Origin of the sequence: Legionella santicrucis (genome assembly GCF_001468135.1) — a bacterium.
GTDB lineage: Bacteria > Pseudomonadota > Gammaproteobacteria > Legionellales > Legionellaceae > Legionella > Legionella santicrucis.
Map to the genome: position 1 here is coordinate 115033 of NZ_LNYU01000054.1, position 26335 is coordinate 141367.

Genomic DNA, 26335 nt, shown 5'->3' on the forward strand with positions numbered 1-26335 from the left:
GGAAAGTCTTTAACTAAAGTCTGTCATGGAATTTAGTTTGCTGCTTAACATTTCGGAGTTATTCAAAGACCCTAATTTATCGAGTAATTCCTTGATTGGCCTATTATTTTTTAGTGAAGGAGTCGCCCACAAAAACAAGATATCGTTATCAGATAATATTTTTTGCACAATATCTGGTTTTTCTTCCAGTAAAATCTCTATGGCACAAGATACTAACCATTTGGAGGTTGATAAATCACCTTTTGCGATTTCTTCAATGGTTTTCGGAGAAATACTTTTATCTTTATTAAAAAGGACTATGGATTTTTGGTGCAGTTTTTCTGATTTATTATGAATGGACAATAATTCAGAGAATACCGCTTGTATTTTTAAGGAAACATCCGATTTTACATTTTCAGATAGTCCGAGTTGATTAAGGAGCATCAGGGCTTGCTGCTTTTTGTCATCAGGAAGGCTTGCTGTCTTGATTTTAAGCTGCCCAATGGCTGCACTAATCATGGCATCATAAACATTTAAGTTGATGTCTTCCTCAGAGCATAGCTTGCTTATTTCATCTATAGTACCTATAAAACTGTTGGGTAATTTGATTCTAAAATCTTTTTGTTCGGACAGAGCCTTTGTAGAAAAGTAATGCTCAATAGCCGACATATTGTTCATATAATGCTTTAATTCAATGGTTTCTTCTGGGCTTAATTTATTCCAGGCATCAAATTCATCACAGTTATTGGCTTGAAATGAACCATAGGTTGTTTTTTTATCTGCTGATTGCACATGAACTCTAGGGGGTTTATTCATGTTTGCCTTAACGGCAAATGATAATTTTTTCATTAAATCACCTCAAATGATTTCTAGCCCCCAGCGATTGGAGGCTGGATAAGGTTTAATATTTATAGTTTGGTATTCTTTCGATTATATTATCAATGAACTCAACGAGTTGATCGCAATAAACCCCTTCTATCGCCTCATATGCAGAAACAGGATGCTTAAGCATCTCTGGAACTGTTTTATTTGAATAAAAAGTAATGTTATACAAATCATGTGCCTCATCCAATGTGATGCATACAAACCCATTGAGGCGGTGTGCATGAACTCGTATTGCAAGCATTGTATTGGATACTTTATACCATTTGGACACACCCCACGACCAGACGATCGCTTTATTTGTGTGCAGTAATTGGCGTTGGATAATTTCTGGAATAGTCATGCTGTTCTCCTATGTTTTTACTATTGGTCACTAAGACAAGAACAGTATAACAAGTGCATCTTAAAATATCAACATTTGTAATAAATAAAGTTTATAAAGAAAATTTATAAATAATTTTGACCTTGGGTCGGTTTTTTGCGATACTGTATTTGTTCCTTGAGAACAATAGTAAAAACATAGGAGAACAACATGTTACCAGTATTATCAAAAGATAAATTATTCAAATTAGCGCCATCCATATTCACACAAGCCAGCTCTTATAAAACGAGTACCAAGTACTCGCCCATTTCAACCGAGCAAATCATTGATAAATTAATGTCAGAAGGTTTTTTCCCCACTTGGGCAACCCAGACCAAAAGCCAGAACCAAGAAGCGAAAGTATTTGCAAAACACATGCTCCGTTTTCAACGCCATGATGTCCTGCAAAATAATCAGGGGCTTTATCCCGAATTGGTTCTTATTAACTCTCATGATGGTTTGTCTTCTTATCGCTTAATGGCGGGTCTTTTTCGGGTTGTGTGCAGTAATGGAATGATCGCTGGACAAGCGTATAACGAAATTAGAATTAAACATCAGGGGGATGTTCTTGGGAATGTCATTGAAGGCACCTACAAAGTGATTGAGACAGCAAATAACATGCTTGATGTATCCGATGATATGGCTTCCATTCACTTGAATGACGATGAAAAAATGATTTTTGCAGAAGCTGCTCACTCACTAAAATTCTCTGATACAGAGGGGGGTATTATCGTTAATCCTAAGAGTTTATTGCAACCAAGGCGTTATGTAGATCAAAAAGATAATGATTTGTTTACCGTGTTTAATGTCCTGCAAGAAAACTTAATTAAAGGTGGGATCCGTGGCCATCGTTTAAATAAATACGGTTACACCACTCGAACCAAAACCAGAGAAGTAAAAGCCATTGATCAAAATGTGAAATTAAATCGTGCGTTATGGACTCTTACTGAAAAAATGATGGAAATAAAAAGATAAGCAGGCATTGATGAGCAAAGGAGTATTCCTTTGTTCATCATTCTACGGATGACAAGCAAATCAATCAATTTTAAAGGACAATTATGAAATTAAGATTATATCATGGACGCAATACCCCAGAACAAGAAATGGATGATTGGGGATTTGAAGGCGCAACCCTTAATGATGTTGATGTGATTATATGGACTTATGGAGTACCAAGGATCTTTTTTGTTACTGAGAGCGCATTGAAGGAGGCCATGGATTTAACGGGGTGGGATGAATTAGGGAATGGTTTAGAAATGTGCGTTTATGAGGATTTAATCAAAACCAAAGAGGGATACTTTGGAGATTGGGAATTACTTTGAATTGCAAGAGGTGTTTTTTGCTAGTCTTTATGCCTCATCTTGTTAGTTTTATACCTTGAATATGCTTTGATAATTAATAGAATGTTGATTGATAAGATCACCAAATAATAAAAAATTTGGTGATCTAAAATAAGAACATCCAATTTGTTAATGATTACAGTTAAAGAGCTCTTTATGTAAGAAAAAATAGCTTTACTATTTATCAGAAAAACAATGAATAAAAGAAACGCCAACTTCCGTTTAATTAAAGAAAAACATAAGACTATAGAATGTGCTTTTATTTGAAGAGATCGAATATTCATTTTTAGGATAATACCCTACCTGACACAAGTGCGACTGCTTCTAAAGGTATGATTTTCGACTCATCATCAGCACACTTTATCTCGCTAATTTTTGCGACTATTTTCCCTGATTTATAATCAGTTTTTAAAATGGAATCAGAGATTGCGGTGCACGAAATGGGGTTGATATTTATTTTAAACTGTAATTGATTAGGACTATCAGAATCATGAAAGGGAGCGATGACAAATGCACTAAAAATTTTGCCCATAGGTATGGATTTTGATTCCTTAATCTCCGGTGTTGAAAATTTAAATTTTTTGATGACTACAACTTCCCCCATCTTGCTTGATGGCACATAAATTTTTTTTGATTCTGAGGTAATTTCTTTTTTATGTTCAGACAGTAATTTGAGATATTCATTCTTATTAATAAAAGCGACAGGGATGAGCCAATCCATAATAGCAATTACTGCCTTATCCAGAAAAGTTGGCTCAACACCTCGATTTTTCGCGGCAAGTTCGGATAACTCTTTTATAGTAATATAGGTTTGTTTTTCTTTCTGCTCTAGTTTTGATTGGACTGAATAAGAGTGAAAAACAAATATGCTAATAATAGCTATGGGTACTATGTATTTACACGTTTTTTTAATACTGTTTTTCACTTGAATATCCTTTTTTAAATTGATTATGCTAAAGTTAATTTTTTCTCTTTTCTGTATTGCTTCCATTCTTTGTCTTTAGAGAAAATCATCGTAGATGATTCTTCAAAAAAATGGCTAATGTTATCAATACCAGCCCATAAGCAGTATTCTTTTATTTCTGAGTAAATATCTTTACTGATTTCGATCTTAATTTTTTCAGTTTCAGGTGCTTTTCTTGCGCTGATTAAAGCCATAATAAATCCTCAATTTAATATAAAAATTAGTGTCTTTTAATAACGATTGTTAAATGGATCATAATTGCTGCTATTGTACGTTGAATAATGATGATAATCATTATTCCAATAATTGTCTCTATCGGATGCACTGGAACCAAAAGAATTTCCCATGCTGTCTAAAGCTCCAATCATTGGTAATCCTGTAGCAGGATTAATTTCTGTATTATTTGATTTGGAGCAAGAACGAAAAGAATTCTGTTTAGCATACTTTGCTTTTTCATTTTCAGTCCATTCGCTATATGGTCGAAAATGAATGATTTTAGCAATTTTTTTCAGAATTTTTTTTAATATGCCCATGATATAAATATCCCTGTTCAGTGACACGATTATAGATAAGAGAATCCGTGAATCACAAGTACGCAATTATTATGCGCTTCCCAAAATATTAATTTAAATAAACTATACTAAAATGGCCAGTGAAACACACACAAAAAAAGCAAAACCAAATAAAAAAGAACACACCCCTCGCAATGTTTATTGCTTAAAACATTTTATTATTATTCAGTAGCTTACGTGCGGATTGGCATTTTAAGATCTGCTAACACCCCTATTTTATATAGGTGTGCATCCACTCTTTAATAATAATCAATAAGTTATAAAATATCAACACCTAATCCACACCTATTGAATGAGTAAAAAATATCTATTGAACGAATATACACACCTATTCGACACCCATTATTAAATGATACAATTATTCTAAACCAGGTAAAAACAATGCACAGAACCTGCATTATAAATTTAAAAGAGGATTGTATGCCCAAGGCTTATTGTTATCTAAATCAAAGAATCATTGATCAGCTCGAAACAATTAAAAAAGATGAAGGACATGATTCATCATCCCAAACCATGAAAGAAATGATCGAATTAGGAATTAAGGTATACCTACACAATAAAGATAATCCAGTAATCAGCGAAGATGAAAAAAGACGCTTAGAAAAAGAGGAGGAATTGAATCGTCAACACACGACTCATCTTTTAAGATTACTGGGAATAAGTGCTGATATTTTTCGCTGTGTTTATGATAAAAATAAACTTTCAGGTGAATCAAATAATGCCGAAGAACATATCGCAGAACTTAAGAAGAAAGTAGATAATTTCATTGAAGGATATATCAATAATTAAGTTAGTATTAATGGTATTTACCAGTTAAATTTAAAAATAATATGGCTTATTTTAAGCTTCAAATTTTACTCTGAATAAGTCATTAATTGTTTCATCTGGAAATATGTTGTCAATCCAATTAAAGCAAATGCCACTAATGAAATAGCCAAACTACCATAATAAAATAGTTCATTCCCTTTAGGAAAATGAACTATTCGATCAATGTATATGATAAACATAAAATACAAGAACCAGATTAAAAATAAACATAAAGTCAATCCATTTTTTACATTAAAATAATAGCAATGAATACGACTTAATATTGCTAAAACCATAAAAATTGGAAACGATATAAAGTAAAAAATCATTTGCATTCCAGATGGCTCATAAGCAACCTGAAGCAGGTTATTCACTTTGGTGGAGCACGCTATTGAAACATAGAGATAAATGAGGTAGACCGATGATCCATTTATCAATAAAAGAGAAATTACTCCAAACATTTTTTTCATATAAAATTCCTAGATGCACTGCGTTCAAGTAATTAATATATTTCCATTTCTCCTCGCTGCAGGGTTTTCAGTTTCTCAATTGGATTATTTTTATTTTCAGGAAGTTCGAGATTCATTTGTCGAGAAATGCTCTCAAGACACTTCTTAATTTGATCTTGATTCATATCTATTTTATTAGGGCAGCCAATAAATTTATCGACATTCGTTGCTTTATTTAATATATCTACCACTCCTTGAACCCCACTGCTTTTATTCACATCATTAAAGTCTTTTTGATGTAACGGAATGGCAATTTCTACAGTTTTTCCATGCTGTTTTAATCGTTCAATGGTTTGAATGATTACCTTATCTTCTTTAATTGATTTGCCATCATTATCCATACAAATGACTATTTTATCTGTAAGTAATGCCATATCGATATTTACAAAATTTTCTTTCCCAAGAGTCGCTATAACCCGTTCATTTTGAACTGCATCTCTAACGCTTAATCCGGTTTCCACCCCTTCTGTAATGTAGGTGACACTTTCATGTCCTTTACCCTCGCTTAAAACGACGCCAACGCCTGCTTTTGAGCCATAAGATTTCTTGGGTTTTATCTTCATTATTGCTTTATTTGCTGTTTCATTATCCAGGTATACCACTTCAACGCAGGCCACTTTATTGTCTTTGTCTCGTGCAATATTTAACAGTGCTGGCCTGTAGCGTACTTCCTCAGTATCTTTGGTATAGACATTAGGATGAAATCGAATATTTTCCCCAGATACATTATGTATCTTTCTAATTTCTTTTAAATACCTTTCTGCTATAGTGCCTGATATAGGTTTGGATTCTCGCACCAATTGCAAACCATAATCTGATGTTTTTCTTTTCTTATCAGTGTCTTTCACTTGAAAATTATTGGGGTTTTTGTTTGCTATTTTAATACGTTCCTTTAGGTCATCACCTGTTAATTTGGCGGCATATTCAAGGCTTTCTTTAAAATTTAGATTCAATGTTTTTTGGATCAAATGAAGCATGTTTCCTTTTTCTTGTGTTTCAAAGTTATGCCAAACTCCTCTTTTTTCTCCGCTTAAACAGAGGCTTAAGCTGCCGTGAGTACCATATCGATATTCTGTTTTGGAAGAAAGCGCTTGATTAGGCTGCCCTAGCAATGATTCTATTACCAGCTCTGCCTGCTCGGATAAGTGTTGTGACAGCATATTCGCATCATAACGAGGCTCCTGGTTCTTCATTATGGGCATTCTTTGCGCTGCTTTGAGTGATGTTGATGGTGCATTGGGTATTGGGGGCTTTGTTTGGACATTCAGATGGTTAAGTGATTCCAATGCAGAAGTTTTCTCAGGAGTAACGCGAAGTTGTTTTTGCAGCTTTTTATGATCGTCTGTATAAATCATTGCCTGCAAGGAGCCTCGCGTTACCATAATATAAAACGACCGCAGGTGATTTACTTGCGCATTTTTAGTCTCAGCAACCCCAATAACAAATGGGGATGAAGCTCCTTGAATTGAATAGCTGGTAGCCGTATAACTATAATCCCAATGGGAGTCGCTCATCAATTTTTTTTGCAGCACGTGTTCCACACCACTACTGTCTTTTACGGTAAATGACTCATTATTTACCGCCGTCACCTGTACCCTTTCATTAGCGAATCGACCTAGAGTCTTATCGGATTTTTTAAAATGAATTTTTTCACCAACTGAAACCCTTCCTGGCATCGATTGAAACAATTCAATTTTCCAGTCTTTATTTTCTTTTTCAGGAACAAAGAGGCATTTATTTCCTTTCGCATCGTTTAATACTACCACTTTCGCTGATTCATCTACTGAAACCACTTTGAAATAGTGCTCCGCTTTCTTTAAAAAATACTCCTCTTGCTTTTTTAAGCAATCCCGATATGTTTCGCAATAATAAAGCTCTGCAGTAGTGTAATTAGTGCTTAACAGTCTCGGAAATTCTTTGTTTTCGGAGCCTAAAGTAGATTCTTTCATAAGGGCATCTCTTATCAAACCATTTGCAACTTCCCGTTTTTTATTTTCATGAATGATAACAATCGTGTTATCACGGCATGATGGTGTACGAGATAAATAATCTCCTACAGCCATTTCGATGGGGTTCTTTTGCTTTAATTCTTCCTGGAATGGATCTATTGATTGCTGTTGTGTGTTTTCCAGTTGCAGGTAGTCTTTGGTCGAATCGCCTGTTTCAATAATTGAAGAGGTAATGCTATGGTAAGGACTATCCGCTTTAGTGCGGGTGATTGAGTCTAAGGGTTGATTGGCTAACTGAGCTAAGGCCTTGTCAATATCACCGGCGATTAATGTTTCGATTGCTTTTTTGTATTCGATAACTTGTTGTCTTACCAAATCATCCATACAGGCCACCCTGATGCTTCCCTCTTGAATTAATATCTTACTTGGCTTACCGCTTTCAATACTTTGATGTTGGCTAATATCGCCAAGCATTGCACAACGAGCGCCAGAATGATGAATTTTTTGCATGAGGTTTGCGCAATCTCGATTAGAGACCATGGATGATTCATCGATAAGAACAAGTGTTTTTTTGCTTAATGTCGATTCCTGTTCTTGTTCAATAAGGAAACTCTTTAATGTTTGGGCTTCAATTCCCAGAGCCCTCATTTCTTTTACAGCCTGGTGAGTGGGCGCAACCGCAATTAGTTCAACCTCTTCATGAGTCATTGATTGGGCATGCTTGATGGTATCAATAGCACTGCGAGTCATGGTTGTTTTTCCAGTTCCTGCATACCCCTGAATCATAATAAACTGATCGGATGTAGTCGTGATTAACTCACAAGCTTCTTTTTGGCCTTTGGTAAGATCTGTCAGTTCTAGTTGTTTTTGCGCTTCATCACTGCTCATCAATGGCTTAAGAATGTTAATACCCGCTTTAACATTCTTTATAATCGATTCTTCAAATGCCACCGCTTCTTTGGTGGTCAAAAACTCGTTCCCTCCAGATATTAAGTCGCCACTGTTTATGGCATTACCCAGGACGTTATCTATTTCATTAAGACCTGCTTTTCCAATAGCCTGATGAACGGCCACTTCAAGTAAATCTGATCGAGTAAAGGCTGCCTCTCGTTCTGAAAGGTGAGCAATTGCAAAGTGCAGCGCTTTTTCCGCATCACTTTTTTGGGGTTTTTTAGCGGTTAATAGGGTTAAGGCCTGCTCTAGTGAACTGAGTAGATCACTCGTGGTTCTATGGTCAATAATCTGTGCACCATGATTTGTTTTGGCGGCATCCAAAGTCAGCGATATCGCGGAGGATTTTGTCGCACTTTTCATGGCAAATCGATTTGCCTTGTCCACATTATCCGTAATAATCATTACGTTTTCTTTACTGGATTCGCATAAAAGCGACATGGTATTTTGTTTGAGCGCATAGGCTGGCAGTGTCATAATGGTTTGTTTCACGGGTTTAAGATCATCGGAATACATGGTTTTGGCATAGGCATGGCTCAATGGGAAATGCTTTTCGTTACTCGTGATAAGATGAATGCTTCTTTTCCCATCTCTTATTTTTATTCCATGTCGGGTAAATGCAGTAACCTCATATTGGTTTCCTATTTTTAATCCTTCAAAGGATAAACTGGCAGTGGCCACTAATTGATCCCCGATTCCTACCGATAAAGGTGTTTGTTCATAAATCTGCATGGAATCTGTAATATTTTTAGCAGCAAGTAGTGATCTTGCCCCATTGGAATTACGAACAATCAATTGATTGTCTTTTTCATTAATACCGAGTACCGTGAATTTTTTTGATTCCGTACGGGTGTTATGGATTAATATCCAATTGGACTGATAACTTTTAGCCAGTTTTTTTTCACTGAGGGTCAAGGGAATACGGGTTAATGTATTTATAGTCTTTTCATCTGATGAAATCTCTCCCTGCTCTTTTAACTGAGTACGGATTGCTTCATTGACTTCTTTAGCTTCGAGCTTTGAGACAGTAAAGACTTTTGTATTTTGCCTCTGGATTACTGGCAAGTTACAGTACATTTGCGCTGTTTTAAGAATACGTCCCTCAACGGTTTGGGCTTCTATAAGATTGATGCTGGTGGCCGGCACCTTTCTGTCATCAACCTCAAATGATTTTATACAGGCTTTATCAAGCAAGTCGGGAATATCGGATTTAAAGCCAGACAGAGATTGTGATTTTTCCAGAAAAATGACCTTGGCACATCGCTTATCGGCAATAGATAATAAAGTATTCATCTCGTCAGGAGCCAGGCGCTGTGCTTCATCCACAATCAGTACTTCGCGCTCCTTTTTACTATGAAAAAAGGGCAATTTATGTTCTGAACCATGACGATAATTAAAGCCTGCTACTGTTTCACACAAATCCTGTTTCCCAATAGATAAAATCCATTGCCACAGTGTAGGCGCTGATTTGGCCATATCCTTATTGATTGTATTGGCAGAAAAAGCAGAGGGACAAAGGATACGAATTATTTTGGAATCCTGTGAATAATCAATTAAAGTACTTAAAAGCTCACGCGAGGTAGCGCTTTGCTGCTTGATGCGTACAACTCCATCTTTATTAAATAAGGCTTGAGTTACTGCCTTTTGAATGGACTCATTATCGGTGAGTTTGCACACTTTATCCATATTTCGTTCGATGCCTTTTTTTTGGTGTGTGAAGTTCACGATTTTTTTTATGAGCTCTTGTTCTTTGTTAATGAGCTTACTCGTTGTAAAAGAGGAGTTTTCTGCATTAAGAGCAATCAGATTTTGTGCATCAATTTCTTGATCAATCCGTGACATCAGCGCTTCAAAGCCCTGTTCACCTAAGGAAAAATAGAGACTTGTCTGTAACACTTCCTGATAGGTAAATGTAAGTTTTTTCTCTTCTAAATGCGCAATTGCATCAAGAACACTTCTATCGAGTTCTTGATTATTGGACATGGCTTCTTTAGGCGTATGCGATTCTTTGGTTTTATCCTTTAAAGTGGCCAGATAGGTGGCAGGATTTACTCCCAGCGCTTCACTTTCTGCTTTCCATCGCATGCGTAATTCCTCTGGGGAAACCACTTCCTTTGACTTTCTTGAATCCAGAGTTGCTCTGTCATATGCTTTTAACGAATTTGAGTGCATCCCTTTAATGTGTTCTTCAACCTGGGTACGGCGTTTAGACATTCGTTCCAGCAATGTCTTATCAAAATGTTTGATTTCAAATAAACCATGGGCATCGCCTGTATGTTCTATTTCGAGCCCCATTTCTTTTAAACCAAGAGCAATTTCAGACCGGTACACAAGCCCTAAAAAGATTTGGTTGTCCATAATCCATTCCATAGTGCCGTGATTACGACTGATATCAGAGGCTAAAGCACGCCACTTGCCATCAAGACGTTCAGTAAAATTCATCAAAAGTGCATGCACATGGAGCTGAGGATCAAGCTCTCGGGAGGTGTCATGGAGGATGGTCGCAAAACACAGATTGCCAGTCTTTTCATACTCCATACCCTCTTTTCCTGATTTGCGTGCTTCGGCAGCTTCCTTCTCAATGAGTTTTAATACCGTTTTTACGGCATTTAAATGCAAATCAATAAACTCTTTATGGCCACAAACCAAACCAAGATAGGACACCGATTTAGGCGCGGAGAAGGTCAGATCATATCCGCCACGATGCTTGATTTCGCCGGATTGGGTTTTGAGGCCAATGACATCGCCGCTCGGTAATGCACCACGAACAACGGCCTCAAGGGATAGTACGTTAACCTCTCCAGAAAGGTTTTGTCGCTCAGCACTTAACCCCACCCATTCGGTGGTCAATTGATTTGAAAAGTAATAATTTTCCTTATCAAAATAATAACCTGGCATTTTAATCGGTTTAACTCGCAGACTTAACATAATTTATTCCTCTATCAAAAAATAGATTCAATCTCGTATTCACCTTGGAAACGCTTGGAATTAGTCGACTCTTGCGCATTAAAGCGACTGTCTGAGGACTCATTAACAACAGGCACATGTTTAATGCTGGTATTAGAAACAGGAAGAGACGGTATGGCACGAGGTAGAAAACCTGAAGCCTTCGCGCTTCTTTTTTGATAATGAAGCTCCAATTTTGTTATAGGATATTGACCTGGCAATCGCAGATAACAAGTAAGCGGATCAAGCCCCATAATTTCAGGATAAGTCACCAAGGGTCGTGTAATACGGTTTTTTCCTAAGGAAATCCCATCACGAATGGAGTTAGCTCCATAAGAATAATTTTCTCGGGTATCATCAATTTCCTCATCCCCAAGTTCCTTACTGACAAGTTGCGCCATTTCATGACTTGGACTTGCAAAAAAGGCTCGGGTATTCAGCAAGTCAAAAATTTCAGCCGCCCCACTACGCCCATATACCTTCTCCAATTGACTAAAGCTCTGCATTCCCAGCAGAAAACAGCCGCCAAATTTCCTGACTTCAGCAATGGTTTCACCCAATAAGGGTAATTTGTGCAGGCTTGGTAATTCATCACAAATAAACCAAATTCGCCTGTTCGCATCTTCTGGCAAGCTCAAAAGTGTCAGGGATGCCATGGCAATCCACATCGAAATCAATGGTTTTAAAGATTTATGCTGTTCCCCATTGCTTGATATAAAAAGCCAGCCCTCCAAATCTTTATTTAACAGATAATCACGAATGGAAAAGGAAGGCTTACCAGATTCATCAAGCCCACTTAACGACTGCATTGATTTAAGGTAGGTTGTGATGACGGAGCGAATGGAGATGGCTGTTTTTTCTATTTTATTACTGACCAAAGTCGCTGCAGCCGTGCCGTTGAGATAAGGTTCCAACTCACTAAACTCGCCCGTTACCAGTAACCCTAACAGCTTGGATAGGGAACGTTCCTTATCCTCACGCATTTGACTTGCAAGACAGGCAAACACGGTGCGTGCTGCATTAACCCAAAATGGATCGTTTTCTCCATGCATGGGGATGAGGCTTTCTGCCATGTTTTCCAGTAATTCATCTTTTGGGGCTTCCAGCCATAAATCCCAATTAGCACAGCGTGCATCAAAAGGATTAAGTAAAACATCATGATCTTCCTGAAAATAAGCCTGAGTAAACGTGCATCCCTTGTCATAGACAATGACTCGGTCGCCTCGTGCACGTAAACAATCCATCAATTTCATAATGAACTGACTTTTCCCCATCCCAACCGTGCCATGAACCAATAAATGCTGCACCTCTGCACCTTGCAACAGGGGAAATCCATCAAGATGTAAATCAGATGCTTTTCTTTGCTTTATGATCTGTTTTTTAAGTGTTTCTGATGGGACTAAACTAGCCCCTCGTATAAATTGGTTTTGTGTTTGTACCTTTCCTCGATAAATGAAATATCGGCTCACCAAAAGTGCCACAATCAACGATAGGGGAAAACTCCATAGAGTTGACTGTAACAGGAGTGTCAGTAAACGATCGGAGGTAGCAGAAAAATAGTGATTGTGGAGAAGCTGTTCGACAGTTTGTGATGCATACCCCCCTTTAACAGGGATAGAAAATACATGTGGCACCCCTGCCAGGTGATAAAAATGAGCCGCATGATAGGACACAGTCTGTCTTATCATTCCATGTGGCGCAAAGATACAGGTCATTACAATGCTTAACCCTGCCCAAATGAATAAGTAAACATGAAAGAGCGCTTTGTTAATCTGAAACCACATCCGCAGATTATGGAATGAGATCTGGCCGCCCCGTGTATAATGTTTGTAATTGGATTCATGGCGCATTATATCTTCCTCCAGCTTGTTTTGGGCAAAGCAGCGGCTTCCACTGCTTGTATTTGTGGTTAAAAATTATTCTTTTTGATGTGTTTTGTTTATTTTAAGGGTATTGCCGCACTGGCATTTTTGTCCTTATCAAAATAATTCTTTATGAGAGTAAACAGCACGCTGATGCCTATCCTATTGAGCTCCATTTCAACAAGGATGCTCGTTAAAATCCCGCTGATGAAAAACGCGCCAAAGGATATGAAGAAGGCAGCACTGGGAAACAAGAACAGTGAAGGAATCAAAACAATCCCCGCAAATATTCGATAGGCTATAGTTCCAGCCCTTCTTATTTGTTTTACAATCAATGAGCCTGTTCTTAGTTTGTGTTTCAATTGATAGTCAATCAAAATGTATTGATTTAATGTGCTGTAAATGAATAGAAAAACAAAAAGGCATAGTCCTAGAGCCATTAATGGCAGCCAGAAAAACATGTAGATGAGCTCGTGCGTTGAAATCTCCACCATCAATACGTTCCAATAAAAAGGGAGTGGAAGTAAAAATCCTAGAAGTATTGTTCCATATAGTTTAAAAAAAACATGCAAAAACAAACGCCTGTTCGCCTGGTAATACTCCTTGGCCGGCATAATATCCACGTCCAATGTTTTTAATGTTTCTATATCCAAGGCGATGGCCTCTTTTAATTCTTGTGAATTCATTTCTTCATTATTCATGGATAAGCTCCTTCTTTGGGGCTGATTTATCATGATGATCAACCCATTTAGTAAAATAGGCGAGGTATAACTGCGTTGACGTTACTTTGCCCCAGTTTTTTCCCCTCGCCTACATCGTTGTTCGTTGTTTCAACCGCTTGCTGGTATTGACTCTTTAAACGCCCTCCTCCACTGCTTGTTTTATTTACCGCCGCATCGACCTGATTATTAATTTTTTGCTGCATGCTTTCGGCTCTTGATGCATCCATGCCAACTCCCAGAGTCCTTCCAGAATCCTCCAATGCATTACTGTTTTTGTGGTAGTCCGCTCTCATTTGTGACTCTTTGGTACTTAATGGATTTGCTGCATCCTGATAAAAGGAGTCAATCCGAGCATTTTTAGAAGCATTGCCGTATCGTGCGATTAAACCTTCTCGTTGTTCACTGATAAACTCATTAGCTAGCATTTGTAATTGTTTTAATGAAGCCAGATCTGAAGGATTAGAATACAATTCATCTCGTGCCTTTTCTCCAATGCGGTGTGCCACAAAGCCAGGAAATGCCTGATTAAGATCGGTTGTAATCTGATCGGAGTTTGATTCCACATAACTCCTGGCCGTGCTAATGCGAGCGGCTTTAGACATCGAGGCATCGTAGTTTTGACTTGCCGTTTGTGCTTCCCGCAAGTCAGTACCCATTTGATTCGAAAGGCTTGCCCCTTCCGAATGGCTGTTATCAAAATGATGGTTTTGTGCAAACTGGCTCACGTAATTAAGCGCCTGATTAAAGTCTTCTGCTTCCTTCGCTGACATGCTGCTGTCCGTACCCTCATGGTAACGATCACTACTCGTTGATGACCTATCGAACTTGGCATGACTATCAGCACCTCCTGTTGCTCCAAAAGCAAATCGCCCAATACTTCCCAGCATACTTTTTTCACTTGCGACTCCGACGTGGGCATTTAATCCAGCTGAGGTCATATGAGCCAGCGCATCCTCTTGGCTTATCCCTTCGCGCTTAGCTACATCCGAGGCAATATGCGTCATGGTCGATAAGGCCTGGCTGTATTGACCGGATTCGCTTTCAGATACTCCATCGCCTAAACGCATATCATGTCCCTGCATTTTCGATAATTGTACGGCACTGTGCGCAAAACTGGATAAGGACGTTTGATAATGCTGGCTTTCATTGGCTGCAGCCTGCCTGGATTCCTCAAAAGCCTGATTTAAAGAGCCACTTAAGGCCTTTGTATCTGAAATGTGTACGGGTCCTCGTGACATCCCAGGACTTACATCAAAAACAGCATCTCCATGGCCTGTGGTCGTCTTAAGCACTCCACTTCCCAATTGTTCCGTGTGCATCCCATGCATGTTCGTCCAATTGGTATCGTGCTTGTTAGCCGAAACATTATTGGCGCTGGTATTTTCATAGTTCATATTCCAACCGCTGTAACTTGCCATTGAGATGTTACCTGCAGCTGCAGATTGTGCTTCACTGACTGACAAAGATTGTGCCATACCACCAAAATGCTGGGAGGAGGTACTTAAAATCTGTCCCAATCCTTTCGTGATGTACAGGGCAATAACAGGAACACTTGCCGCCAATGCGCCTGCCGTATAGGCGAAATTACTGTGCATGCTCGCTAATGAATCGATATTAGAGAAGGTCACACCTCCGGTTTTTTGACCAAACAAAGTAATGGTAGTACTTGAGGCCATAGAAACAAACCAATGAAAAATAATAAACATCGGCGGCCATGACCAAAGGTAGATTTGAGATTGTACCCACAAGAAATAAGCGTTACTCAGGGTCGGGAAAAATGAAATTAAAACAACTAATGGAAAAATACACAGCGTTAGCATCCACATCACGGTCATATAGTAAGGCAGGCGAAATCCTGCAAGCCAAAAGCTATTGGCTTCGGCAATGTGCATTTTTTGAGTGCTGTCCGTATTGGTGTAATTCATGAGTGCCGCATCAGCTCCTGAAAAAGCAAAAGCATCGGCAGCAGCATCTCGGGTCGCATTAATTAAGATATTCTGCGTAAGTGTTTCAGCCGCATCTTCGGTAATGTTCATGTAATATTTGTGAGCAGCTTGCAGCCGGTCACCAAAAGTCTTTTCGCCTGGTAAAGAACTGCTGTCCGTGTTGCGTGATCCTAAAGCACCTGTGGTTACCAGATGATTAAGACGCTCCAACTCTAATTTGGCTGCAACGGGCAATCGAGTTTTTAAATTGGCTGCTGCATCAGCACAACTTAAATTGTCTCCATTGTGCAGAATCACCCGATAAATAGGCGATGGGCTCTCAAAATAGGTTTTAGATAGATGAGCACTTTGGGTAAGCTCCTGAGGGCTTAATTGGTGACTTGCCAAAAGTTTTGCCGTAAACACGCATTGACGGATATAGGACGATAGGTCTTGTGCCAAATCAGGCGACATGGAGAGCCTTGTCTGGGTTGCCGCAAGCCAGGTTCTTGCACCAAAAATCATTCCGGTTTTGTTGTACTCCAGGCTATCTGGCATGTGAAATACATCACTAAAAGCAGTTGTTATTCCGTACCCCATGCCACTAATGACTGCTGCAGGTAATGCAACACCTAAAGGCACATGATCAACTGTTAAGGCCTCTCCTGCTCCTTCGGCTGTCTGCATGTCAATTATAGCCACAGGCACTTTAATGCCTAGCACGCAATACATGACTAAAAAGGTGGTCAGCACAAAGCGAGTTAATGATTCGAGCTTTTTCCCCATCACGTACTGATAACCGACCATACCAACGGATAGAATCATGATAATGTCACACGCCGTACTAAAGGTAGATTCAGTAAGCAAAGCGGCCATACCATCAAGCAACTCTTTTAAATAAATCCCATTTTGTGGGGTGTAGATTAATAATGGGCTCATTGTGCCCCTCCGGTATATGATTTTCTTAAGATGGGATTAAGGGCATTAAGCGCCTGCTTCACGTTGTTTTGAACCAATTGATTGGTGGTCAGTGCGGCATTAAAACGTGCTCGTGATTCGCTATTAAAATTATCTACAAATTGTTGGGCTACCTGCAGGTTTTTAAATAATTTCTCTTCATGATCACTACCTAAATCACGCCCTGCAAGGGATGCTCGAATCACTTCAAGTGAATTTGCAAGATACTGGGCAAGCAAATCCGTTGCTACACTCTGAGCAAGTTCATAACTGCTTTGTATGCCGATATTCTGTTGTGCACTGGCTGAAATGAGCTGAAATACAGACGGCTGGGTTAGTTCAATTAACCCTTTTTGTTGTGGCGTTAAGGCCGTCCCTGATTTGATATTCTCATAAACTCCCTGCAGGATGGCTTGTACCTGAGAAACCAGAGCATCTTTGCTGCTGATCTCCTGGCTTCCTTTCACATTGATGGCAACACATTTTATGGGTTTGTTTGAATCAGTGCACTTATAGCTGGGTAATTTGCCTCCATAGAGCAAGGCTTTTACAAAATCCTGATTAGTCGCTAAAGAGGGATACGTTTGCATCCCTCCTTTGGCATCAAATACCAGTGTTCCTGAAATCGACATATAGACTTCTGAAATTTCTGTATCTGATTTGATGAATTCATTCAGTTGTAATGCATCCCAAACTACGTTGGTATTCAAAAGAGCCCTGTCTTTATATTCTGAATCGTTTTTTGCCTGTTCCAATCGCTTTTCAATCTCCCCTCCTGTCGAACATTTATGTCGGGCTTCTGCCCAATCGGTGTATACATTACGATTACGCCCGATGTCCTCACACAAACGCTGATGTGCCGCTCTATTTTTGGGATAAAGCGCTGCAGTCAGGTTTTCTCCCATCTCACACGAATTAAAATTTGTCCCATTAATGTCATTTGCCAGCTTTTGCATGTATTGCATGGCATGAGCAATTTCAGGCAGCTCGGTCTCCAGTGCAAGGTTCATTGCATAGCCTGCCCCGTTACTTAAAATATTCTGCATGAAGGAAACAATCTGCTCTGATTTAATAAAGGAAAAACCACCTGCAAAAATATCAATTCCGCCACATCCTGAGCGAAACCCAGGTACATCAACGTGAGCTATCTGAATGGAACGCACCTGATTTCTGGCATAGACAGAGCCTAATGATGCAAATCCTGCTGCCTGTGATTCATAGGAATGGCTACCCGTGACATTCGCAGAATAACCAAGATTATTAAAAAAATGATTTAAATCGGCACTGGCTGATGCATGAACACCATTTCCTGTCACGCAAGTAAAAGACGCAACAACGGTTAGCACAAGAGCTCTAATCATTAAATTTCTCCTCAATGTGTTGCTTTAATTCATGTACTCTTTGTGCCAGCTGATAAGGAGTTGCTTCTCCAAACAAGACAGCGTAGGCCTCCAGGGTATGTCGATTGACTAAAAACAAGGCGGGAACCGTAGGCTTATACCCTCCTGATACATAGAATGTTTGAAAAAGCTCAGGTGTTAATGGTGTGGTATCGAGTCCATCCAGGGACTCTCCATCCAGGCTAAAAGCACGAACCTTAATATGGAATGTTTCTGAAAAATCCTTTAAAACAGGGGAGAATTTTTTACAATGTGGGCAGGTGCTTCGATAAATAAATGCAAAATAATAATTTTGGGATAAATCTTTAGCTTCAGCTGATTCCTTCTGTGCAAAAGCTTTAGGGGCTTGCTTTTTCAATAACAGTGCATTGAGTTCTTCAACTGCCACATTGGCGTGCAATGGATTAATTACAGAACAAAGCAGTAAAAAAATGATGCGGACAATCATGCTTCAAACCCCTCATAGCTGTATCGTTTGTAATGAGTCGCCACATCCAGCAGGCGTTCTTTTAACTCGGTTGTGGAGACGAAACCATAAGATAAAGGCGACATTTTTTGTGTTTTTAAATCAACAAGAAACAGTGCGGGCATGTAGCGTGACTGTAAATTCATTGTTTTTTGTATTTCATGAAGAGGTATGTTTTTAGGATTAGGCAAACCTTCAATGGGTTGTCCATCTGTTGTGACCGAAATCATTGAAAAGTGGGTCTGATTGACGAATGGCACAAGATGAGTGATGAATTTTTGCGAAATGGAACTGTTCCCTTTGTAAAAAAGGATTAATCCATAACGTTTAGCCCCTTCTCGGACTACCCTCTCCATTAAAAGATTCATTGAATCATTGCGAATGGCCACAGCCGTATTGTCAGTTGGAAAATTTAAGGAATGATCCAGCTCAGGATGAGACAACAGCACCTGTTGCCAGTACTGGACAAATTTCTGATTGTTTTTGGCATACACCTGCTGGGCTTTCATGTACTCATAGGTTGCATCAAATGATGGGGCAATTAATGCCGTTGCGAGCTTATTCATGGTGGCTTTGCGGACTTCCATGAGCTCTTCATATGGAGTCAGCGCAGGCTTTGACACCTTTGGAATTTGAACAGGTTTCATCTGAGGTTCTTTGTTTTCTGTACTGTACCAATGAAACCCATGAGCAGGTGGACTTACTAAATCAGCCATGGCCGGCATGGAAAGTAACATTAAAATAATAGTAAATAATCTCATTTTTGTTCTGCCTTTTTCTGGACTCGCCGTTTGATTTCATCCATTGCTTTTGAAGCGTCGGGGCTATTTAAAACGACATCGCCTACAATTCCTGCTTCTTTTGTTGGTTGTCCTTGGGGAAATGGATAGACAGGGTTTAAAAAATCGATGCGCCCCATGTCAAGGCTTTGTAATTCATTCACACTGAGCCCCGCGCAGCGTGTATGCTCCGCATCTCCTAAAGCATTGGGATTTAATTGTCTTAAACGTCCTTCGGCCTGGATAATGCGCGCCATTTTGCTGTCAAAGACACAATAGGTGCGTTTGTGCTCCAGACAGGTGCCAAAAATGGGATCTTTCTGACTGCAGAATTCGCCTACGTAATGAGCCAGATAATTGAGTTTGGCTTTGCCTAAAGCCTTATCTTCTTCACGACACAAATCGATATGGAGTTTGTCAGCCCAGCCTTCATTCGAACAACAATCAATAATGTCCCAAACCCAGATTTTGCACTGAACGGGATGGCCTGAAAATAAGGTGGCCTGCGTTTTACCAAACTCAGCGCCAGCAGCTCCTGCAACGGCCATGGGTGCCATGGCCTCTCCAAAACCATCATTCTGAGTCGCAGCATGTTCCGTGCAGTCTCCATCGGCACAAAAGAGATCACGCACACAAGCCACAGGCTGTGGGCAGACTGTCTCATCGCAACGATATACCTGCTCATAGAGTGAACAGGCATTATTGTTCATTAATGTACAGCGCGAGCTTGCCTGTAAGCATCCTTTTTCACGTTGCGTTTTACATTCATCAGCTGCAGCGGATGCGCATTGATATCGTGCATTAAGCTCCCAGCAATCGCGGGTGACGGGCAGGCCATTAATGACACGGGTTGGATTGGAATCAGTACACTGCTCTTGTGTTTTTTGACATAGGTTGTTTGTCTCAAGAGCAGCGCATTCATTATCCCAGTGCTCTTCTTCCACATAGGATTTAGAATGAGCATTAATCGTCAATGCCACTTGAATTGGGTAATAGCGACTGAACTTATCTGAAATATACAGGGTGATTACTCCTCCATTCTGGCAGGTTGGAAGTCCCACAACACGCACCCAATGAGCAGAACCACCATTATTTAGAATGGAGTGTACTGTGGCTTTCATCTCCTCGCAGGGATGATTTAATTTAACAGGATTGGTTAAATGTCCTCCTGCGCTATTGGTCATCGCACCCGTTATAAGATTAACCGCTATGAGTCCAGTCCATTTTTTATGAACCCATACCTCAAAGTCAGCTCTTTGACTCCATCGTTCTGTGTTCACGGTTACTTTGCGTTTTTTTAAACACTGTTGTTCTGGTAATTGCCTTGATGTATGACAGATTTCCTCATGCGACTTAATCTCACAAGCCTGTGGCTTTTCATCGCATTTAATCCGCTCATTAGATTGTCCATGGGTAATCGCATAACTTTCTTCTTCAATTAATTTGGCGTTTTTAATCGCTTCATTTTTAGTATTGATTTCAAACTGGCGCTGACCAAAATGCTCGGTCACAGTATGTCCACCGGCATCATTTTTTAAGGCATTCGCAGCCAAGGTACTTAAATCCGTTTTTTCAGTTTCAACCCCCTGATAATGAAGCGATTGCGAGGGATTTTCCGTATAGTCTTTGAAGGTATTCTGGGGCTTAAATTCATTCATGGCGCTCAGTGGCTGATTCCCCAAAGATTTTGCGTATTCTTTTAATTTCTGAAAGTCCTGCGCTGTTGTATTGGCAGCTGAGAACGTGCCAAATCCAAAAATACAGACGATGGCCAACATGCATCTAAACATGGCCTTTCTCCAATATGGTGGCCGCTAATGTGGCTCCTGCATCTCCTTTCTGGGCGATGAGCTCCAGTCCTTTTTTTATGCTTGCATTGCCATAGACTACATCAAAGGGTTGATTGGCACAGAACTGCCCTGAACCGCAAGACTTGGAGGGCTCTGTGACTACAAGCGCTGGAACCGTTGTAATGTGGAATTGACTAAACCAGACCGGATCAATAGAAATTCCCTTAAAGTTTAAATGCTGCTTTTGAGCTTCGCTATTAAGGCGTTTAAATGTTTCTATGGTTTGTTTAAAATCACCATCCACTAAGCCATTAATGACCACGGGAATATGAAACCGTGCTGCTTCATCGCTCAATGCAAATAGAAGTGAGTCGGGCATGGAAAAGGATACAAATAAAATGGCACCTTCTACTCTCTGCGGTTTTTGATTGCTTTGTAAACCGTCCGCGCTGCGTTGCATGAGTGTATCAATCAATGATTGGTGCTCTGATTGATTCCGTGAGGACGTACGATTTAGCATTTCGATTGTCTTACTCGAAATGGTTGATACTTGGTGAGCCCCCTCCTCTTGATACTGCCTTAATTCATCATTAGTGTTTGCAAAACATCCGCCAATCCCGGTCAGAAACAGGATAATGATTTTAATGTAGTGCGCCATTAAAGGCCTCCTTATAAAAAACAACAATTTCTCTTGCGCCAAATCATGAAGCCAAAATTATCCCCATCTCCAGGGTAGGTATGTCCGGCCTCCCAGGTAATGACTGAACGGCCAAAGGGCTGGCAGCGTTTCGCATCAGGTAATGTATTGACTAACTGGTAGCGATACCGGCTTTTAGGCAAAATGGAAGAGTGATAGGTGCGACAAAGTGCAGGCCAATCTTTACCGACCGAATCTTTAATTGCTCCAAGGCGATGAAGCTTAAAGTCGGTGCGTTCTGCCAGGAGCGTTGCGGCACTGATGGGACTTGCCTGATTTGCCACAAAACCATTGAGCGGATAGGTAGATCCTTGAGCGCCCTGGCACCAGAATAGAGAATCCATGGCCGTTCCTGCCAATGCTTTGGTTGCATCTGCTGCACAAGACGCCCGTACTGGCGATGTGGTAAATAAGGTGGCCTCTGGATTAAGAACAAAAGCAAACTCAGAGTCATTCCATGTTGGATCAAGTTCACTCAAATACATCACATCAAAATCTTCTGTCTCCATACAGCCGATGGATGTAAGTACCTGCAGCCAATACATCAGAGGGTATTTGTACCAATGCACGTAATAAAATGCGCCTCGCCCATCCGTATCGGGCATTTGTGAACCACCAAGACCCTGGTCTTTAATATGTAGTTGCACCCCAAGATTCACCATGCAATATGGCTTTCGTGTCACATCGACTAACGCAAAGGGTTCCCAATAACCTATAGTAACTCCTAAAAGTTGTAATTTGTTTGGGCAGGAACAGATAGGGTTCCCAGGATTTTTAGTATCAGGATACTGGCTTTTTACTACTTCGGAGGAACCAATGGTTAAAGGGAACAAACAATCCCAGCAAATGTCGGTAATAGGATTGACAAAATGCCCTTTACACTGCGATGCGTGCAATGAACAGATGAAGAATAAGCCTGCAGCAATTGAACAGAAAAGTCGTTTATTCATCATTCACTCCAATTTCTTTAATTTGCCAATCAAGACCTACCTGACTGACTATGCTTGGAACGTGTTGAAGCTGCAGCCGAGATGAAATGATGCCGTTCACATCAAAATAAATTCGACCAAAAAGCTCTGCAGCAACTCGAACATCACCACCGGTTAAAATGAACTTAACGTGCTTAAAATCGGTGTAATGGTTCTTAACCCAGGCAACCTGTCTTGCATCATCCGCATTAAAGAAAATCAGGGTTTTGAGGAAGTGAACGCGCTCAAATGGGTTTATCCGCGTTCCTGCTTTTGCAATTAAATACCCATCAGGAGTCCAGATATCATGAGATACAGTCACTGCCGGTGAGATGCGAAACGTCTTAGGCGTGCGAGTCGTGCTCAATGCCAAAGGGTGTGGTCTCATCGCCTGACGCGCTGCTTTCTGCTCTAAATCACGCTGAACATGCTCTAAATCACCACTTTGCTGTAATGCATTGAGTTTGTTCATAATGACTTTTCTTATATCCTCTTCTCTAACAGGGAATGTCTGGCCATACTGACCAATATTTTTTGCATGACTTACAGGCTCTAATAAGAAGGCCAGACCAAGAATCAGGGCTAAAAACCGTTTGTTAGTGCGCTTCATGCTTTATCCTTGCTATGGTCAAAGCAATGAGCTCGTCTGTTACATCCACTTGGGAGGGTTTGTAACCAGTCAATACAGGTGCACTGACTAAGGTTACCCGGTGAGACCTTCCATAGTCCTTGATGACTTCTGGAAGGGCTCGTGAAAAGCGATCCATAATGTTTAATTGTTCTTCATGAGTCAGTTTAGAACGGGCAAGCAGCACCGAAGGTGCCTCTATGGCACGATTCATATCAACCACCAAAAGAGGTAACGGCTTAGGCCACATCATAAACATACCCGCCAGGACTCCAATGAACCCACAAACTCCTGCAATGACCCAATATGTGGTGTTTAAGCGATTAAATGGCATAACCCCTCCCATAATGCAGTTCTGCGACATGCGATACCGCATCAAGAAATGCAATCCCTTGTGCCACATAATTAATGACCGCCTGATAATCATCTCCATCAGAAGATAAAAGCACGCGAGTAAATGGATCAACGAACAAGCGATGAAAGGAGGAAATACCGTTGGCGCGCAACAAAACTTGCGAAAAACCAGCTTCTTTCGCTATTGGGAATGATTTCAGAATAGTCATCTCGTAGTCCGAAAAAGTCTCATGCTTTTTTTGATGCTCTAAAAGCGGTGATTCTTCTTGTAAAAAAACAAGCTTTAAAGCGGAGTTCTCCCATGCGGCACGAGCTTCTGAAAATTCAAAATAATCCTCAATCCCCTGAGTAATCGTGACAAATGATGCTTTATGCCGCCGACCAGTACGAAAGCCTTTGGTAATAAAGTTCACTGCAATTAAATCCCCTGTAAAAAAAGACCAGGCTTCATCAATGATGCACATCTTTTGTTTGTTCCTGTCCGAGTTGAACATACGTCTTTGAAACTGAGAAATAACGGACAGGAGAACCGGTGCGCGAATGCTTTGATTGTCTTCAATTTCCTTCAAATCAACTACAATTATGCGGGCATCAGGCGATAACTGGGATGGTTCATTAAACGCCTTTCCATGCTCTGAGGCAGAACAGTAACGCTGAAGGTTTTTAGACAAAATGCGCGCTGTAGGATAGGTTTCGCGGTCGTGCTCGTACAATGACAATAAGACTCCTGCAACCTCATCAATGCGCGTTTGATTCTGAGTTGTTCCAAAAGCGGTTAAAATGGCTTCTCTTAAAGTGCCTCTGTCGTCATCTGTAGCACCGCTGGTCGGGCAAGTTAATAATTCAAACAAGGCAATAATGTCATCAATCTCTCGTAAAATGTCCGTAACATGGGTAAAGGGATTCATCGCCAAATTGCTGTATTCAAGATAAGTCCCACCAAGCGCCTCACACAGTTTTCTGTAGCTTCCACCTACATCAATAATAAAAATATCCCCGCCATTAAATAAAATATTGAGCATCAGCATCTGAATGAAAAAACTTTTACCACCGCCCGATGTTCCGGTTACAGCCATATTGTAATTGCTGCCAAATGCACCCGAGAAAGGATCGATGCAGGCAAACTGATCGCGCATGGTGGGCAACAAAATACCCTTGCCCACCCCGCGCCAGTCAGAAAGAATTGGCATGTATTGGGTTGCATTCCATGAAGAAATTGGCCACATCATGGTTGGAAGAGAAAAATCCTTAGCCAGATTTCCTGTGAAAAAAAACGGCATCGAGACTAAAAAATACGGACATTGCATACGTTTACACAATGCCAATTTAATGTCATTGAACGCAAATACCGTGCGAGCAGCCTCCACATCACGCTCTTTTTCATGAGGTCTTGAAAAAAGAACCACGTTATAAAGCATCTTTACAGAACGAGTCTTCTGTGAGGATAAATCATCTCGAAAAGTACGCCATACTCTTGCCTGCTCCTCAGTTCCCGCTACATTCAAGGCATAATCACTTTTAGATTTTTTATCCAAATCACGGGTCTTGCGGTTCGCTCTACCCTGAGCACGTCCCTGCTCTTCAACCAGATAGATGACCGAGATGATGTGATTACAGGATATTCTTTTATCAGGATGAAAAATGTTGCTGGTATTATTGATGTTCTCCCATAAACAATACTGACGAGGGAGGCGATCAATGGTCAGAACAGATACAGCTGTTTCATAAGCATGTCCAGTTTCATTAGCCCCTTGAATTACTACTTCATTGTTTTTAATTTCAATATCAAAGTCATGAGACAGTGCCTGCTCTTTAAGTAATTTGGTTTTGTCGTATATAACAGGGCGTGGGGTAATTGCATCAGGGCAATTATCCAGATAAAACTGAAGCAAATGCAAAAAATCAGTCGCATCTGCTTGCTTAAATCCAATTTTTGCAGCACTTAAGGATGCTTCAAATGAAACGCGAAACTGGCCAAAACAGGCTTTTAAATCGTTCTCAGATTCTTTTTTGATTTTATCAATGACGATATAGCAATCCGTATGCGTTAATCGAGGTGCAAGCATCGTGTTGGTTTTAAAACCGTGTATGGCGGCTTTTTGATAAAATGCCTTAAGGTTCTCTCCTAACAGGCTTAAATTTTCAAATTCGCTTTTTGTGAACTGCGAAGTAAATGCCTCAATATCTTTCCCTACCTGATTGTGTTTGACGCAAATCAACTGCAAGGTGAACTCATGAGACACTTTAGATTGAAGCAGCGCATCCAGCTGCTCTGCTATGTGTTCATTCGCACCCGTTAAAGGGACAATGCGATAAATTAAACCCGCATTGTGTTCATTAAAAAACAGCTTCGATTCCTCATCAAAATATTGATAAGGTAATAGCTCCTCAGTAAAAGAAGGATATTGATGCGCCTTGAGGTCAAAAGCGGCTCCGTTATCGGCTAGCCCTTTGTCATTCCAGGTCTCCTTTAGCAACTGATAAGTATCTTGAACCCATTCTATAGCGTTTGTAAGCATTGCTTCTC

The 26335-nt window shown here is 40.2% G+C and carries 22 protein-coding genes; 3 read left to right on the forward strand and 19 right to left on the reverse strand.

What is annotated here, in order from left to right; genetic code table 11:
* Positions 1–9: 9 nt before the first annotated feature.
* Together Lsan_RS11635 and Lsan_RS11640 are read right to left on the reverse strand one after the other, a co-directional pair.
* A complete protein-coding gene (locus Lsan_RS11635; protein WP_014845126.1) occupies positions 10–828 on the reverse strand; it encodes a hypothetical protein in 819 nt (272 codons plus the stop codon).
* Positions 829–880: 52 nt separating this feature from the next.
* On the reverse strand, positions 881–1204 hold the full coding sequence (locus tag Lsan_RS11640) for a hypothetical protein (RefSeq protein ID WP_014845127.1): 324 nt from the start codon (positions 1202–1204) through the stop codon (positions 881–883).
* 189 nt (positions 1205–1393) lie between these two features.
* On the opposite strand from Lsan_RS11640, the gene Lsan_RS11645 reads away from it, so the two are divergent.
* Together Lsan_RS11645 and Lsan_RS11650 are read left to right on the forward strand one after the other, a co-directional pair.
* The gene (locus Lsan_RS11645; RefSeq protein WP_014845128.1) at positions 1394–2197 is read left to right on the forward strand and encodes a DUF932 domain-containing protein; all 804 of its coding nucleotides are present in this window, start codon (positions 1394–1396) and stop codon (positions 2195–2197) included.
* Positions 2198–2280: 83 nt separating this feature from the next.
* The gene (locus tag Lsan_RS11650; protein WP_014845129.1) at positions 2281–2544 is read left to right on the forward strand and encodes a hypothetical protein; all 264 of its coding nucleotides are present in this window, start codon (positions 2281–2283) and stop codon (positions 2542–2544) included.
* Between the two features lie 304 nt (positions 2545–2848).
* Here Lsan_RS11650 and Lsan_RS11655 read toward each other — a convergent pair whose 3' ends face one another.
* Genes Lsan_RS11655 through Lsan_RS11665 form a run of 3 tightly spaced genes read right to left on the reverse strand, consistent with a single transcriptional unit; the run spans position 2849 to position 4125 of the window.
* Complete coding sequence (locus Lsan_RS11655; RefSeq protein ID WP_014845130.1) at positions 2849–3487, reverse strand: hypothetical protein; 639 nt, start codon at positions 3485–3487, stop codon at positions 2849–2851.
* Between the two features lie 23 nt (positions 3488–3510).
* Entirely contained in the window at positions 3511–3720 is a 210-nt protein-coding gene (locus tag Lsan_RS11660) for a hypothetical protein (protein WP_014845131.1), read from the reverse strand.
* A 36-nt stretch (positions 3721–3756) separates the two neighbouring features.
* Positions 3757–4125, reverse strand: a complete 369-nt coding sequence (locus Lsan_RS11665; protein WP_255464430.1) for a hypothetical protein — start codon at positions 4123–4125, stop codon at positions 3757–3759.
* A 393-nt stretch (positions 4126–4518) separates the two neighbouring features.
* Here Lsan_RS11665 and Lsan_RS11670 point away from each other — a divergent pair, with 393 nt between their 5' ends.
* Positions 4519–4887 carry a hypothetical protein gene (locus tag Lsan_RS11670; protein ID WP_014845133.1) on the forward strand — a complete coding sequence of 123 codons (369 nt, stop codon included), beginning with the start codon at positions 4519–4521 and terminating at the stop codon, positions 4885–4887.
* Between the two features lie 65 nt (positions 4888–4952).
* Here Lsan_RS11670 and Lsan_RS11675 read toward each other — a convergent pair whose 3' ends face one another.
* The 14 genes from Lsan_RS11675 to traC all read right to left on the reverse strand — a co-directional run bounded on the left by Lsan_RS11675 (position 4953) and on the right by traC (position 26327).
* Complete coding sequence (locus Lsan_RS11675) at positions 4953–5375, reverse strand: hypothetical protein (protein ID WP_019350439.1); 423 nt, start codon at positions 5373–5375, stop codon at positions 4953–4955.
* 32 nt (positions 5376–5407) lie between these two features.
* Positions 5408–11242 (reverse strand): conjugative transfer relaxase/helicase TraI, encoded by a 5835-nt coding sequence (gene traI, locus Lsan_RS11680; RefSeq protein WP_014845134.1) that lies wholly within the window; start codon positions 11240–11242, stop codon positions 5408–5410.
* Positions 11243–11256: 14 nt separating this feature from the next.
* A complete protein-coding gene (traD, locus tag Lsan_RS11685) occupies positions 11257–13110 on the reverse strand; it encodes a type IV conjugative transfer system coupling protein TraD (protein WP_014845135.1) in 1854 nt (617 codons plus the stop codon).
* Between the two features lie 89 nt (positions 13111–13199).
* Positions 13200–13823 carry a hypothetical protein gene (locus tag Lsan_RS11690; RefSeq protein WP_014845136.1) on the reverse strand — a complete coding sequence of 208 codons (624 nt, stop codon included), beginning with the start codon at positions 13821–13823 and terminating at the stop codon, positions 13200–13202.
* A gap of 47 nt (positions 13824–13870) precedes the next feature.
* A complete protein-coding gene (locus Lsan_RS11695; protein ID WP_014845137.1) occupies positions 13871–16708 on the reverse strand; it encodes a conjugal transfer protein TraG N-terminal domain-containing protein in 2838 nt (945 codons plus the stop codon).
* Entirely contained in the window at positions 16705–18087 is a 1383-nt protein-coding gene (locus Lsan_RS11700) for a conjugal transfer protein TraH (protein WP_014845138.1), read from the reverse strand. Before Lsan_RS11700 ends, Lsan_RS11695 begins: the two co-directional genes overlap by 4 nt.
* Complete coding sequence (gene trbB, locus Lsan_RS11705) at positions 18080–18574, reverse strand: type-F conjugative transfer system pilin assembly thiol-disulfide isomerase TrbB (RefSeq protein ID WP_014845139.1); 495 nt, start codon at positions 18572–18574, stop codon at positions 18080–18082. Before trbB ends, Lsan_RS11700 begins: the two co-directional genes overlap by 8 nt.
* Positions 18571–19353 carry a type-F conjugative transfer system pilin assembly protein TraF gene (gene traF, locus Lsan_RS11710; protein ID WP_014845140.1) on the reverse strand — a complete coding sequence of 261 codons (783 nt, stop codon included), beginning with the start codon at positions 19351–19353 and terminating at the stop codon, positions 18571–18573. Before traF ends, trbB begins: the two co-directional genes overlap by 4 nt.
* Positions 19350–21161 carry a type-F conjugative transfer system mating-pair stabilization protein TraN gene (traN, locus tag Lsan_RS11715; RefSeq protein WP_014845141.1) on the reverse strand — a complete coding sequence of 604 codons (1812 nt, stop codon included), beginning with the start codon at positions 21159–21161 and terminating at the stop codon, positions 19350–19352. The genes traF and traN overlap by 4 nt, the downstream gene beginning before the upstream one ends.
* Entirely contained in the window at positions 21154–21819 is a 666-nt protein-coding gene (gene trbC / locus Lsan_RS11720) for a type-F conjugative transfer system pilin assembly protein TrbC (protein ID WP_101901819.1), read from the reverse strand. Before trbC ends, traN begins: the two co-directional genes overlap by 8 nt.
* Positions 21820–21830: 11 nt before the next feature.
* Entirely contained in the window at positions 21831–22808 is a 978-nt protein-coding gene (gene traU, locus Lsan_RS11725; protein ID WP_014845143.1) for a conjugal transfer pilus assembly protein TraU, read from the reverse strand.
* The gene (traW, locus tag Lsan_RS11730) at positions 22801–23436 is read right to left on the reverse strand and encodes a type-F conjugative transfer system protein TraW (protein ID WP_014845144.1); all 636 of its coding nucleotides are present in this window, start codon (positions 23434–23436) and stop codon (positions 22801–22803) included. The genes traU and traW overlap by 8 nt, the downstream gene beginning before the upstream one ends.
* Entirely contained in the window at positions 23423–23788 is a 366-nt protein-coding gene (locus tag Lsan_RS11735; RefSeq protein WP_014845145.1) for a TrbI F-type domain-containing protein, read from the reverse strand. The genes traW and Lsan_RS11735 overlap by 14 nt, the downstream gene beginning before the upstream one ends.
* Complete coding sequence (traC, locus tag Lsan_RS11740; RefSeq protein WP_014845146.1) at positions 23778–26327, reverse strand: type IV secretion system protein TraC; 2550 nt, start codon at positions 26325–26327, stop codon at positions 23778–23780. The genes Lsan_RS11735 and traC overlap by 11 nt, the downstream gene beginning before the upstream one ends.
* Positions 26328–26335: the final 8 nt, after the last annotated feature.